A 13,938-nucleotide genomic window follows, 5' to 3' on the forward strand; every position below is an offset into this window, starting at 1 on the left:
TATTTTTTTGCCCAAAAATGAGTGAGTTAAGCATAAGTTTTTAGTGTTAAAAATCGGATTTAGCCACTAAAACCAATAGAAGTGAACCATACTAAAAGACACATCTAAATAATCAGAACAATGAGAAAGGAATACTCATGTGGAAAACACCATTGGCCATCATTGCACTTATGTTGGTCTCACTGACAGGGTTTGCCTCTGAAGCAGAACAAGAACAAGCCCCACTGATCAATGTTGATATGACCTTGGACTTGGATGGTATGGAAAAATACGCTCAAGATGCGAGTGAGTCTCTTGAGGTGATATCGCAATCTTTGCAGGCGATCGTCAACAACCCCAACCTTAGTGAAGACCAACAACAAGCTCTTAACCAAACCGTTGAAAGCATCAACAAGCTTGCGAGCTCTACCAAAACATCACTCAATCAACTCCCACAAGCCTTAGACCAATCTCGACTCGCCTTTAAAAAGACCAGTCAAATGCTGTTGGATGATATTCAGACCAAGATCATCATTGCGTTAGCAGCCGTTATCGCTGTCATTGTTATCGCTTTGACTGCTATCTACCTACTCATCCTAAAACCCATGCAGCAAACCTTGGTGAAAGCGACCAACAATATCTCTTCGATGGCGCAATCCATCCAAATCACCGCCGAAGCGCTGAAATACAGTACTGAGAAACAACAAGAAATCATGGATTACATTGAGCATTCACCCACTCAATACACTGATAAATAAGGTGTGAACAATCAATCCTTTATCGGCAACTTGTAAAATAAAAGTTATTTTAAATGATAAAACAATCAAATTAGAGACGGATTTAAATTACCAAATGCTGATCGAGTTCCAGCTCTAAGGCAAATCAGGTGTTTATCACTGTGCTTGAGAAAGCGTAAGAAAAGACACTAAAAAGGGCGGGTTTACGGGAGTAATAGTAGGTTAGAAATATTTTTCTTTCGCACAAGAAAAAACGCCCCAGTCAAATACTGACTGGGGCGGCTGAATCAGCCTAATCCAATAACGTGAAACAAAAGGTCTGAAAGATAGAACATCTTACCTCTGTACCCTACAAGATTTAATGTACAACAATTGCTCAGAAATGAAAACAATTTTTGTAGTTTTTTTTCATGAATGTTTTATTAAAACACCTAAATTCTTCTTACAGCTCAACTTTATTCGAGACAAAAAAAAGCCAGTGTTTGTGCACTGGCTCATACTAATTCACTCAATAAGGTCAAAAACTGATTAGTGGGCTTGATCCCAGTTGTCACCGTGGCCTGCTTCCGCGACTAACGGTACTTCTAGATCAGCGGCTGACTCCATCAATTGTTGTACTTTACTTTCAATTTCGGCTAAAGCTGACTCTTGAACTTCAAATACCAATTCATCGTGTACTTGCATCAATAGCTTCACACGACCATCGCCTTCCGCTTGAATCCATTCATCCACTAACAGCATCGCTTTCTTAATGATGTCTGCTGCCGTACCTTGCATTGGTGCATTGATCGCCGCACGTTCAGCGGCTTTACGACGCATGCCATTACGAGATTGGATTTCAGGCAGGTGCAAACGACGACCGTAAATGGTTTCAACGAAGCCTTGCTCTGAAGCCGCGCTGCGTGTGTCTTCCATGTACTGCATTACACCAGGGTAGCGTTCAAAGTAAGTGTCCATGTAGTGCTGTGCTTCACCACGAGGAATACCCAGTTGCTTAGCCAAGCCAAAGGCACTCATGCCGTAAATAAGGCCGAAGTTAACGGCTTTAGCACGACGACGCTGTTCAGTGGTAACTTGATCAATAGCCACGCCGATAATCTCAGCAGCCGTTGCCGCGTGAATATCTTTGCCTTGTTGGAACGCTTCCAACAGCGCTTTATCACCCGATAGGTGCGCCATGATACGCAATTCAATTTGAGAGTAATCGACCGCTAGGATCTTCCAACCATGTTGTGCAACGAATGCTTGGCGAATACGACGACCTTCTTCATTACGAATTGGGATATTTTGTAGGTTTGGATCAGTCGAAGACAAACGACCGGTTGCCGTTACCGCTTGGTGGTAAGACGTATGAACGCGACCCGTTTCAGCGTTGATCATCTTCGGTAGTTTATCTGTGTACGTCGACTTAAGCTTCGCAAGACCACGATACTCAATGATCAGCTTAGGCAACGGGTAATCAAGGGCCAGCTCTTGCAACACTTCTTCGTTAGTTGAAGGCGCACCTGATGGCGTTTTCTTGATAACCGGTAGACCCATTTTTTCAAACAAGATCGCTTGCAGCTGTTTTGGCGAGTTCATGTTGAACTCTTGCTCTGCAATCTCGTAGGCTTTCTGTTCTAACTCATCCAGACGAACCGCAATCTCTTGTGATTGAGCCCCTAAGAGCATGTCATCGATGAATACGCCAGTACGCTCAATGCGAGACATCACAGGAATCAGTGGTACTTCGATTTCTTCATAGATGGTTTTAAGCTTTTCATCTTGCTCGATGTTTTCCATCAGGCGGTTATGCAGACGTAGTGTCACGTCAGCATCTTCTGCGGCGTATGGAGAGGCTTCACCTAGTTCAATCTGGTTGAAAGTAAGTTGTTTCTTACCTTTACCTGCGATTTGCTCAAATGAGATGCAGCTATGCTGTAGGAAGCGTAGCGCTAGGCTGTCCATATCGTGCTTGCCACCTACGCTATTGAAAACGTAAGAAGCCAACATAGTGTCGTGTTTGATGCCCTTCATCTCGATACCGTAGCGCGCTAGCACACTCATATCATACTTCAGGTTTTGACCCACTTTTGCTTGAGCATCATCTTCAAGAATCGGCTTAAGCTGTTCAAGTACCCAATCACGGTCCAGCTGCTGCGGTGCATCTAGGTAATCATGAGCAACCGGCACGTAAGCGGCAACGCCTTCTTCGGTTGCGAATGATAGACCAACAAGGTTAGCCACCATGTAGTCCAAGCTGTCTGTTTCAGTATCAAAGGCAAACACCTCTGACGCTTTCAGTTTCTCTAGCCACGCATTAAAAGAGGCTTCATCTAAGATGGTTTCGTAGTTGCTGCGATCAATCGTCACTGCAGAGGTGTTCATTTCTACGGTAGAAGTGGTTGATGCCGTGCTGCTACGCACAGCACCCGACTTTTCATCCGCCTCAACCACGCCGCTGCCGCCGTCAAGTAGCTCATTCAACCAAGATTTGAAGACCAGTTGACCGTATAGCTTAATCAGCTCATCCGTGTTTGGTTGGGTTTTTACGAGTGACTCTGGTGTCTCTTCTAGCTCGACGTCCAGTTTGATCGTTGCAAGCTCGTAAGACATCTCAGCGTTGTCTTTATTATCAATCAGCTTCTTAGCCATGGTCTTTGAACCACGGAAGCCAAGCGCCGCAATATCATCCAGGTTTTGGTACAGCTTTTCGATGCTACCAATGCCTTGCAGCAGAGCCGTCGCTGTCTTGTCACCGACACCCGGAACACCTGGGATGTTATCGACTTTATCGCCCATCAGCGCAAGGTAGTCGATAATAAGCTCTGGCGGAATGCCAAATTTCTCAATCACGCCTTCACGATCCATTACCACGTTGGTCATGGTATTGATCAGAGTAACGTTGTCATCGACAAGCTGCGCCATATCTTTATCGCCAGTACTAATAAGCACAGGCATACCCATCGCAGAAGCTTGAGAAGCCAGCGTACCGATCACGTCATCCGCTTCAACTCCGGGAATAGAGATAAGTGGCAAACCCATTGCACGAATCACATTGTGCAAAGGTTCGATCTGACAACGTAGATCATCCGGCATAGGTGGACGATTTGCCTTGTACTCTGGGTACATGTCATCACGGAACGTCTTTCCTTTTGCATCAAAAATAACCGCAATACGATCAGAAGCAAATTGACGCATCATGCTGCGCAGCATGTTAACTACACCGTAAACAGCGTTAGTTGGGATATCACCATTGCTCATGGTGCCAGGGTAAGCATGAAACGCGCGATATAGGTAAGAAGAGCCATCGATCAGAATCAATGGATTATCAGGAATACGAGCCATAATGTTTGTGTATCCAGTAAGTACAGAAATTATCTGTTAAGAATGCCACGTCTGTTGGTTGGATTCCACGTTGTCGATCTGTATCCGTTCACTCGGTTGTGTTCGTTATAATCGATTTGTTGTTATTTTTTGTTCTTAGACGCAAGCGTTCTGTGGATAACTCTGTTTATATTATTTATCCACCCTGTTGAGAACTACGGTGAACAACTCAAAAAACACCAATAAACAACTGAAAATAAAGAATAATTTTACAGATCGAACAGATGATCAACGATCTTTTCTCGATCTTGCGTTGTGGAAAAGAATGCTGATGGCGTTTTATTCATAAAAATACGTGCCACTAAATATGCATCTTGTTGAAATGGTAGGTATAAAAAAAGCGACACCCGAAGATGTCGCCTAGCAAAAACCGGTAAAGCCATTCAAATTGAATACCACAGCTTTACCTAAAAGCTATAAATTACACTGGAAGCAATGTGAGCAATGTCGTGTCAAAAAGAACTTAGTACAAGTTCGCGAGAATTCTGTTGGGTAACCAAGTAGATACTTGAGTACTTAACATCCTTGTGAACATTTCCTCATTCCCTAAGACGAAGTTAATAATAATGATTCTCATTTAATAGTCAACAATTAAATGATAATAAATCTCATTTGATTTATAAACCGTTAACAGCAGTGCTTAAATTTGCTTCAAAAAATGGATTCTATGGTCATTAATGTCTTCTTTTTCTTCAAATCTTTCGATTAGGTAACCGTTTCTCAATAACAGGCGCAACATTGCAGGGAACTGGTTACGAGACTTAACCTTTAACTGTCTGTAGCCCTGCTCTTTCGCCCACTGTTCCTGAACGTCTAATTGCGCCTGTGCAACGCCTTTGTTCCTCGCGAGCGGTGACACGCCACCAAACCAGCTGTAAAAAGTATCTTGATCCAATTCATAGCCGATCTTAAAGCCAAGCAACACGCCAGCTTCTTCAGCCACTAAGATAAGGCTCTTTTTCCCTGCCAGCCGCTCTGACAGAGAAGCGAAACTCTCTTTTTTAGCGAACTCAGAGATCTGCTCGACCACAGACACCACTTCTTCTAAAGAACCTTCACGTACGACAACTGACATCTTATTCATCCTTATAAACGAAAGGGCTGGCACAATGGCCAACCCTTTACTGATCACTTAAGTGAGATCTACACGGTTACTTTTCTTTTAAATGCTCAGCAGCTTGTGCGTTATCTTCAGCAAGCCACTCTGCGACATCTTTAGCGAAGTAAGTAAGAATGCCATCAGCGCCAGCACGCTTAAAGCACAACAGTGATTCCATGACGGTTTCGCGCTCTTTCAGCCAGCCGTTTTGAATCGCCGCTTTGTGCATCGCGTATTCACCAGATACTTGGTAAGCAAACGTAGGCGCTTGCAGTTCGTGCTTAACACGACGAACAATATCAAGGTAAGGCATGCCTGGTTTCACCATCACCATGTCCGCACCTTCATTAAGATCCATCGCGACTTCATGAATCGCTTCATCGCTGTTGGCTGGATCCATCTGGTAGTTCTTCTTGTTACCACCTTTCAGGTTCGAAGCACTGCCAACTGCATCACGGAATGGGCCGTAGTAGCACGATGCATATTTTGCAGAGTACGCCATAATCTGAGTATGAATATGGCCCGCTTCTTCTAACGCTTCACGGATCTTACCAATGCGACCATCCATCATATCCGATGGGGCAACTACGTCAGCACCCGCTTCAGCGTGTGATAGTGCCTGCTTGATCAAGACTTCAGTCGTCTCATCATTCATCACGTAACCATCTTCATCGATGATGCCGTCTTGGCCGTGAGTGGTGAACGGGTCTAGTGCTACGTCAGTAATAACGCCAATGTTTGGCACATGCTCTTTTAGTAAACGTACAGCGCGCTGCACCAAACCTTCTGAGTTATGAGCTTCAGCTGCGCATAAACTTTTAGCATCTTGGTTCACGACTGGAAATAGAGCAATCGCAGGAACACCCAGCTTTGACAGGTAATCTGCTTCCTCAAGCATGTAGTCGATCGACAAGCGTTCAACACCTGGCATTGACTCGACAGGCTCGCGGCGGTCTTTACCCATCAGGATAAACATTGGGTAGATTAGATCATCCACAGACAATTGATTTTCTGCCATTAGGCGACGGCTAAAGTCGTGCTTACGCATACGGCGCATACGGCGACCTGGGAATTGACCTTGAATTGAAACAGACACTAGATTCTCCTTGCCTAGTCTAAGCACCGAAATACTTAGATATGAAAAGTGCTAAATACAGGCAAAAGCATATCACTGATGGCTCAGGACGCTAGCAGTAAAATATGAAACCCACTCAAAAATAGGGATAAATGGCAAAAAATGACCTTCTCCTCACACTGCCGTATACTCATGACAACTCAGTAAAGACCGCTTTCAGGACAAAACAATGATCGACACCCATGCTCATATTTACGCTAGTGAATTCGATGAAGACCGCGAACAAGTTGTGCAGCGCGCACTGGCTCAAGGGATTGATACCATTCTATTGCCGAACATCGATTTAGAATCTATCGAACCAATGTTAGCAACGGAAGCGCAGTTTCCTGATGTGTGCCGTTCAATGATGGGCTTACACCCTTGTTATGTGGATGCGAATATCGAGCAAACCCTCAAAACCATTCGAGCTTGGTTTGATAAGCATGACTTTATCGCCGTGGGTGAGATTGGTATCGACTTGTACTGGGATAAAACCTTCAAGGCTGAACAAGAGATGGCGTTTGTGACTCAACTGCAGTGGGCAAAAGAGCTTGATCTACCTGTGGTGATCCACACTCGTGATTCCATTGAAGAGACACTTGCCCTACTTCGTAAAGAACAAGATGGCAGCTTACGCGGGGTATTCCACTGCTTTGGTAGCAGCTTAGAGGAAGCTCAAGCGATCAACGAGCTAGGCTTTCATTTAGGTTTAGGCGGCGTTTCGACCTTTAAGAACTCTGGGATGGACAAGGTGATCCCACATCTCGATATGGATTACGTCATTCTAGAGACAGATTGCCCATACTTGGCACCAACACCGAATCGCGGTAAACGCAATGAACCAGCCTACACAGAATTAGTAGCAAAACGCATCGCCGAATTACGCGGAATTACCCTTGAAGAAGTCGAAAACATAACCACCAAAAATGCTAAGGCATTGTTTAATTTATGATAAATCTATTAATAAGTAATTGTTACGGATTTTTCCTGAATTTATTTGAGAAAGCTAAGTGACATGTATAGTATCAACCACCTGCATATGGAGGTAGTTGATTATGTGTGACCATTCACAACACTTACAACGTCAACATCGAACCCTATGGCATAAAATTTTGGGCATCAAAGAGCTCTATATATGTCAGAACTGTGGCTATCAGTTAAAGATTCGATAAACAGACATAATAAAAAAGCGGCCCTAGGCCGCTTTTTTATTATGTGATTTTTACTGAAGCATTCCGAATCAAGATTCAGCTTCTTCCTCTTCATCCGCATCTGGCTTACGCGTATAAAAGCGTGCGAAAAACAGACCAATCTCAAACAGAATACACATTGGGATCGCCAACAGTGTTTGCGAGATCATATCTGGTGGTGTCAGCATCATACCGATGATGAAAGCACCCACCACAATGTAAGGACGCTTTTCAGACAGAGATTGAGGCGTTGTTGCCCCCGTCCAACACAACAAGATAATCGCAACAGGCACTTCAAAGGCAATACCAAAAGCAAAGAACAGCGCGAGTACAAAATCAAGATAGCTTGAGATGTCGGTTGCGAACTCTACTCCCCCTAATGATATGGCCGTAAAAAAGCCAAATACCAACGGGAATACAATAAAGTAAGCGAACGCCACACCACAGTAAAACAGCAATGAACTTGAAGCCAATAGCGGCATGATCAAGCGTTTTTCATGCTTGTATAAACCCGGAGCAACAAAAGCCCACACCTGATACAAAATAAACGGAACCGCGAGGAATATAGACGCGATCAAGGTTAATTTCAGCGGTGTGAAAAATGGCGATGCAACATCGGTTGCGATCATCGTCGCCCCTTCCGGTAGACGCTCTACCAAAGGTGCTGATACGAATTCATAAATATCATTAGCAAAATAAATTAGCCCGACAAATATCACTAGCACCGCGACAATCGCACGTAGTAGGCGATTACGTAGTTCTAGAAGGTGGCTAATTAAAGGCTGTGTCTGCTCAGTCGAAGACATGTCAAACCTCTTAAACAGGAAGATCGAAAAGGAGCCGCGCGTGTATCTATCCACTTGAATTGGTATCCACTTGAATAGTTATTTACTTGAATAGATATCTATTTAAACATCTAGCGAATCAAGTATCCGGCGACTCCTCCTTGCGAGACTATTCGGCTTTCTTATCTGACGGTGCTGAAGCTTCACTGTTGACCTGAATGGTTTCAGATTCCACAGTTTCCATGACACTAGGTTTAGTCTCACTTGGCTTATCAGACTCAGGCTTAGCATACGGACGTTGAACCTCAGCAGCGGCCTGCTTGAGTTCATCGACTGACGCTTTAAGGTCTGGAGATAAATCTTCCATACCCATTTTTTCCGCCTTGCGTAGGTTTTCTTGCAGCTCTTGCACCTTAAGCTCATGAGAAAGTTCATCTTTCACACTGTTTGCCATGCTTTTCGCTTGTCCAACAAACTTGGAAATACTGCGAATCGCCACGGGCAAACGCTCAGGCCCTAAAACTACTAACCCAACGACAGATATTAATACCAGTTCCCAAAAACCGATATCAAACACGATTTACGCCTGCTCTTTGTCTTTCTTTGTTTCAGCAGTTGTTTCAGCGTGAGCTTCTGTCTTCTGCTGTTCAATATTCTTTGGTTCGAAGTCTGCATCTTTCTTATCTGCAGGCTTGTCTTCATCGCTCATCGCTTTTTTGAAGCCTTTAACCGCTGAACCTAAGTCACCACCCATACCGCGCAGTTTCTTTGTTCCGAATAGCAAAATTACAATTACAGCAATGATTAGAAGTTGCCAAATACTGATACCACCCATTGTCATTGTCCTCGGGTCTGTCTACACATAAAAATATTAAGAGAGTCTACTGTCTAACGACGGTAAGCTCGCCAACTAAGCAACCAAAATGTGACACCTGCGATGCCACAGCCCATAGATAGCTGCTCATAAGGGCTTGAAACTAATATTGCGGAGCATACGACTAAAGTGGCTCCAACGCCAAACAAAAACTTTCCAGTTGCTTGCTGACGCTTACTATCTCGGTAACCTTGATAAAGCTGATCCATTCTGTGGTTCATCGCTTTACCTTGGCGCAAGCTGTCATAAAGTAGCTCTGGCAGCTCTGGCAGTTTTTCTGCCCAGAATGGCGCACGCTCTTTTACTGCGTTGATCACAGCTTGCGGCCCCACCTGATTCATCATCCAGGTTTCAAGGAAAGGCTTCGCCGTTGCCCACAAATCAAGTTGCGGATACAGCTGACGGCCTAGGCCTTCGACATACAACAAGGTCTTTTGCAGAAGCACCAACTGAGGTTGAACCTCCATGTTGAAACGTCTTGCTGTATTAAATAAGTTTAGCAACACATGGCCAAATGAGATCTCGCCAAGTGGTTTTGCAAAGATTGGCTCACACACCATACGGATCGCGAACTCAAAATCATTGACGTTGGTGTCGTGTGGCACCCACCCCGAATCCACGTGCAGCTCGGCAACTTTACGGTAATCTCGATTGAAGAAAGCCAACAAGTTCTCTGCTAAATAGCGCTTATCTTCGCTATTGAGCGTACCAACAATGCCACAATCCAAACCAATCCACTGAGGGTTATCTGGATTCTCTGGGTTAACAAATACGTTGCCCGGGTGCATGTCTGCATGGAAAAAGCTATCTCGGAATACTTGGGTGAAGAATACCGTCACACCGCGTTCCGCGAGCAATTTCATGTTGGTGCCGTTGGCTTCTAGCGTCTCAATATCGGAGACTTGAATACCATAGATTCGCTCTGACACCATCAGGGTTTCGCTGCTTAGATCAGGGATAACCTCTGGAACATACAGCTCTTCACTGCCTTCAAAATTACGTCGCAGTTGAATGGCATTGGCCGCCTCACGGCGCAGGTCGAGTTCATCAAGTAACGTTTTCTCGTACTCGTGAACCACTTCAACCGGTTTCAAACGACGTGCTTCAGGAAGCGACTTAGCGACTATACGCGCCATTCGGTGCATCAGTTTTAGATCTGCGTCAATCACCGGGCGAATATCAGGTCGAATGACCTTCAGAACAATCTCACGACCGCTCTCTTTAAGCTTTGCGGTATGCACCTGAGCGATAGAAGCAGAAGCCAGTGGCTCGATATCAAAGTCGGTAAACCAGTTGTCTAAACTGCCACCCAACGCCTTTTCCATATCTTGCTTCGCCAATTGACCATCAAACGGCGCAACTTGGTCTTGCAACAACGCCAACTGATCGGCGATATGAGGAGGGAACAGATCACGACGTGTCGACATCATCTGTCCAAACTTGATCCACACTGGACCAAGTTCTTGCAGCGCAAGGCGCAAGCGATGACCCAACTCTTTATCTTGATGCTTGTTCTTGAGCCAAAACAGTGACTTTCGCGCCAACAAAGGGGCTTTAGTCAGTTGGTGTTCCGGCATCAACTCATCAAGGCCGTATTCCAACTGTACCTTGATAATATGATAAAGACGTTTCAGTTCTGTTGGGGTCATGCTTTCTCCAACAGAGCGTTCAACTTAGCTTCAAGACGTGCTGCAGAGCTTTTCACGTCATCAACCTGATCGCAAAAGTGCGCGACTTCTAATGGCGCTGGTGCGATCTTCCACTCTTCAGTCAGAACTTGAGCAACATGATTTTGATGCTTAGTTGCCTGTTTTGCTACAAAGCCACCGACGTTTTTAACGCCTTGCACCAAGGTATGCGCAACCACATCACCCGTTACGCGCGATAACCACTCTTCCAAATCAGGCTTGCAGTCTGTCATCAGTTGAGCGAATTTCTGAGCCAGTTGAATATCACCTTCTAAGATCAGCTTATCTTGCTTGATCAGCTTGGTGATGTTCGATTGCTCACGCAGTTCAGGTAACACCGATAGGTTCAAAGATAGGTAGCAGTCAGGCTGCCCTTCGTATTCTGACAACACATCAATCTGTTGGCTGAAAACGAAAGTGAGTGTTTTATTCAACTCTTTTAAATTGACTTGAATGATCTGCCCCTTTAAACGAGACAAACGACGAACCAGTGCTGGATCATCGTTCACGAAAGTATTTAAAGAGGTTTCAATAACCGCGGTTACCAATGGATCAAATGGCATGACTGTCCTTACCTTTGAAAACGGATAAGCCTTAACCTATCCGTTCTATCTTTATTCTTATTGTTTAGCACGCTCAGCGAGCCTGCTACCAAGCTCGACTAGAACTTGTAACCGCGGTGCAGCGCAACAATGCCGCCCGTTAGGTTGAAGTATTTAGTATTCTCGAAACCCGCTTCTTGCATCATGCCTTCCAAAGTCTCTTGATTTGGGTGCATACGAATAGATTCTGCAAGGTAACGGTAGCTGTCTGCATCGTTAGCAATCAACTCACCCATTTTTGGCAACAGGTGGAAAGAGTATGCGTCGTAAACCTTTGATAGTGGCTCAAGCACTGGCTTAGAAAACTCAAGAACCAACAGACGGCCACCCGGCTTAAGTACGCGGTACATAGAACGCAGCGCTTGGTCTTTATCGGTTACGTTACGCAGACAGAAGCTGATCGTAATGCAATCGAAGTAGTTATCTGGGAATGGCAACTCTTCAGCGTTCGCTTGTACGTAGTGTACGTTGCCAACAATGCCGCTATCACGCAGCTTATCACGGCCAACATTCAGCATTGAGTTGTTGATATCAGCAAGAACCACGTGGCCTTTTTCACCAACGATACGCGAGAATTTCGCAGTAAGGTCGCCAGTACCACCACCAAGATCTAGGATACGCTGACCAGGGCGAACGCCACTGCAATCAATCGTGAATCGCTTCCACAAGCGGTGAACACCACCCGACATTAAGTCATTCATGATGTCGTATTTAGCGGCTACAGAGTGAAATACCTCTGCTACTTTCGCGACTTTTTCGTCTTTCGCGACTGTTTCGAAACCAAAGTGTGTGGTTTCTGACTCTACTGCTGAATTTGTCTGCACGCTTGTGTCCATAATGCTGTTATCTACCATGGTAAGTTCTCATCGACAGCACGCTCCGTGTTTAGAGGCGCTGCGGCCGATTAGTTTACTTTATCCTCAGCGGGTTGTCTTTCTACTAAGGAGGCATTTTCTGAAAAAGCCTCATTTTGCGCCATTTCGGCCAAACCAATCGAGATCGGTTTCTTCACTTCAACACCCAATTGCTTGAAGCTTTCGGCCTGACGAATCACGTTGCCTCGCCCTGTGACTAGCTTATTCATCGCCCCTTGATAACTTTGGTTTGCTCTATCAAGTGAGCTGCCAAGGCCTTCCATATCATCAACAAACAGGCGCAGCTTGTCGTAAAGCTTGCTCGCACGTTCTGCGATAACCTGTGCGTTCTGGTTCTGTCTGTCGTTACGCCACAGGTTATCAATGGTACGCAGTGCCACCAGCAAAGTGGTTGGGCTAACCAAGATAATGTTTTGCTCCATCGCATCTTTAACTAAGCTAGGGTCGGCTTGAATCGCCACCTGAAACGCAGGTTCTACCGGAATAAACATCAACACATAATCAAGGCTCTGTATGCCTTTGAGTTGATGATAATCCTTCTGGCTCAATCCTTTAATGTGTGCGCGCAATGAAGCCAAGTGATCACGTAATGCAGCATCACGTTGTTGATCAGTTTCAGCATTGAAGTAACGCTCAAACGCCACCAAAGCCATTTTTGAATCCACCACCACTTGCTTGTCTTGTGGCAGATGCACAATCACATCTGGCTGGTAACGCTTGCCCGCATCGTTTTGCAGGTTCACTTGCGTTTGGTATTCGTGCCCTTCGCGCAGTCCTGATTCAGCAAGCACGCGAGCCAGCACCACCTCGCCCCAGTTACCTTGTTGTTTGTTGTCACCCTTTAGCGCTTGAGTCAGGTTCACCGCTTCACGCGTCATACTCTCATTAAGACGCTGCAGGTTTTTAAGCTCATGCACCAAAGTATGACGCTCTTTGGCTTCTTGGCTGAAGCTGTCGTTCACTTGTTTCTTAAAGCCTTCCAACTGCTCTCTTAGTGGAGACAACAAACCTTCTAGGCTCTGCTTATTCTGCTGATCGACCTTGGCGGTTTTGGTTTCAAACAGTTGGTTCGCTAACAATTCAAACTGCTGCTTAAGTCGTGATTCAGCTTGCTCTAGCAACTGCAGCTTTTCGCTATTGGCGAGGTTTTCTTGGTCATGCCTTGCTTCTTGCTCGCGCAGCTCGGCTTCTAATTCAGACTTATGATCTTTAAGCACATTGATCTCATCAGCGTACTGCTGGCGCTCTTGCTTTACCGCCTCAAAGTAGCGCAGTTTTTCCATTGCAGCCATCACCTTACCGTGCGCCTGCTTGAGCTCGAATGCCGCTTTGTCTCGGTCATCATCTAACTCATCGAGCTCTTGTTGCGCCTCTGCGAGTGATGCTTTGAGCTGAGCTTGCTGAGATTCATGCAACAAACGATCGGACTCTAGCTGCTGCTCGAGCAATCGCTGCTGAAAAGAGAGCTTCTGTTTAATCCACCAACCCACGACACCGCCGCTGACGAGCGCGCCAGAAATTGCAGCAATAAGCGTTGCCTGATGTTCGATAATCCATTGCATGATAATGATTTAGCCTAATTTGAAATAACTCATTAAATGGTATTTTGATACTGGATAAATGTCCAGT

Annotated in this window: 12 protein-coding genes; 2 read left to right on the plus strand and 10 right to left on the minus strand. The window is 45.2% G+C overall.

Annotation, left to right across the window (positions count from 1 at the left end):
* Positions 1-137 precede the first annotated feature (137 nt).
* A complete protein-coding gene (locus AB4375_RS06025; RefSeq protein ID WP_017081700.1) occupies positions 138-737 on the plus strand; it encodes a hypothetical protein in 600 nt (199 codons plus the stop codon).
* Between the two features lie 507 nt (positions 738-1,244).
* Here AB4375_RS06025 and polA read toward each other — a convergent pair.
* From polA to hemB, 3 genes are all read right to left on the minus strand, one after another.
* Positions 1,245-4,043, minus strand: coding sequence for a DNA polymerase I (polA, locus tag AB4375_RS06030; protein WP_372051194.1), 2,799 nt, complete (start codon positions 4,041-4,043; stop codon positions 1,245-1,247).
* Between the two features lie 679 nt (positions 4,044-4,722).
* Entirely contained in the window at positions 4,723-5,157 is a 435-nt protein-coding gene (locus AB4375_RS06035; protein WP_017070100.1) for a GNAT family N-acetyltransferase, read from the minus strand.
* Positions 5,158-5,233: 76 nt separating this feature from the next.
* Positions 5,234-6,277 (minus strand): porphobilinogen synthase, encoded by a 1,044-nt coding sequence (gene hemB, locus AB4375_RS06040; RefSeq protein ID WP_017060158.1) that lies wholly within the window; start codon positions 6,275-6,277, stop codon positions 5,234-5,236.
* 208 nt (positions 6,278-6,485) lie between these two features.
* On the opposite strand from hemB, the gene AB4375_RS06045 reads away from it, so the two are divergent.
* Positions 6,486-7,247: a TatD family hydrolase gene (locus tag AB4375_RS06045; protein ID WP_017063053.1), complete on the plus strand. Its 762-nt coding sequence runs from the start codon at positions 6,486-6,488 to the stop codon at positions 7,245-7,247.
* A gap of 288 nt (positions 7,248-7,535) precedes the next feature.
* Here the strand turns inward: AB4375_RS06045 and tatC are convergent, their stop codons facing one another.
* The 7 genes from tatC to rmuC form a co-directional block, all read right to left on the minus strand.
* Entirely contained in the window at positions 7,536-8,291 is a 756-nt protein-coding gene (tatC, locus tag AB4375_RS06050) for a twin-arginine translocase subunit TatC (RefSeq protein WP_372051195.1), read from the minus strand.
* A gap of 148 nt (positions 8,292-8,439) precedes the next feature.
* Entirely contained in the window at positions 8,440-8,847 is a 408-nt protein-coding gene (gene tatB, locus AB4375_RS06055) for a Sec-independent protein translocase protein TatB (RefSeq protein WP_017060155.1), read from the minus strand.
* A gap of 3 nt (positions 8,848-8,850) precedes the next feature.
* Positions 8,851-9,105, minus strand: a complete 255-nt coding sequence (gene tatA / locus AB4375_RS06060; RefSeq protein WP_017060154.1) for a Sec-independent protein translocase subunit TatA — start codon at positions 9,103-9,105, stop codon at positions 8,851-8,853.
* Positions 9,106-9,158: 53 nt separating this feature from the next.
* Complete coding sequence (gene ubiB / locus AB4375_RS06065; protein ID WP_052880270.1) at positions 9,159-10,793, minus strand: ubiquinone biosynthesis regulatory protein kinase UbiB; 1,635 nt, start codon at positions 10,791-10,793, stop codon at positions 9,159-9,161.
* Positions 10,790-11,395, minus strand: coding sequence for an SCP2 domain-containing protein (locus AB4375_RS06070; RefSeq protein ID WP_017063051.1), 606 nt, complete (start codon positions 11,393-11,395; stop codon positions 10,790-10,792). Before AB4375_RS06070 ends, ubiB begins: the two co-directional genes overlap by 4 nt.
* A gap of 98 nt (positions 11,396-11,493) precedes the next feature.
* On the minus strand, positions 11,494-12,273 hold the full coding sequence (gene ubiE / locus AB4375_RS06075) for a bifunctional demethylmenaquinone methyltransferase/2-methoxy-6-polyprenyl-1,4-benzoquinol methylase UbiE (RefSeq protein WP_026012235.1): 780 nt from the start codon (positions 12,271-12,273) through the stop codon (positions 11,494-11,496).
* A 65-nt stretch (positions 12,274-12,338) separates the two neighbouring features.
* A complete protein-coding gene (rmuC, locus tag AB4375_RS06080; protein ID WP_017070099.1) occupies positions 12,339-13,871 on the minus strand; it encodes a DNA recombination protein RmuC in 1,533 nt (510 codons plus the stop codon).
* Positions 13,872-13,938 lie beyond the last annotated feature (67 nt).

It is taken from the genome of Vibrio sp. 10N.261.51.C6 (genome assembly GCF_041471785.1).
Classification (GTDB): Bacteria; Pseudomonadota; Gammaproteobacteria; order Enterobacterales; family Vibrionaceae; genus Vibrio; species Vibrio crassostreae_C.

Coding starts and splice junctions, on each gene's coding strand:
- AB4375_RS06025 (WP_017081700.1), top strand. CDS start 138: ATGTGGAAAACACCATTGGCCATCATTGCACTTATGTTGGTCTCACTG.
- polA (WP_372051194.1), bottom strand. CDS start 4,043: ATGGCTCGTATTCCTGATAATCCATTGATTCTGATCGATGGCTCTTCT.
- AB4375_RS06035 (WP_017070100.1), bottom strand. CDS start 5,157: ATGTCAGTTGTCGTACGTGAAGGTTCTTTAGAAGAAGTGGTGTCTGTG.
- AB4375_RS06045 (WP_017063053.1), top strand. CDS start 6,486: ATGATCGACACCCATGCTCATATTTACGCTAGTGAATTCGATGAAGAC.
- tatC (WP_372051195.1), bottom strand. CDS start 8,291: ATGTCTTCGACTGAGCAGACACAGCCTTTAATTAGCCACCTTCTAGAA.
- tatA (WP_017060154.1), bottom strand. CDS start 9,105: ATGGGTGGTATCAGTATTTGGCAACTTCTAATCATTGCTGTAATTGTA.
- ubiB (WP_052880270.1), bottom strand. CDS start 10,793: ATGACCCCAACAGAACTGAAACGTCTTTATCATATTATCAAGGTACAG.
- AB4375_RS06070 (WP_017063051.1), bottom strand. CDS start 11,395: ATGCCATTTGATCCATTGGTAACCGCGGTTATTGAAACCTCTTTAAAT.
- rmuC (WP_017070099.1), bottom strand. CDS start 13,871: ATGCAATGGATTATCGAACATCAGGCAACGCTTATTGCTGCAATTTCT.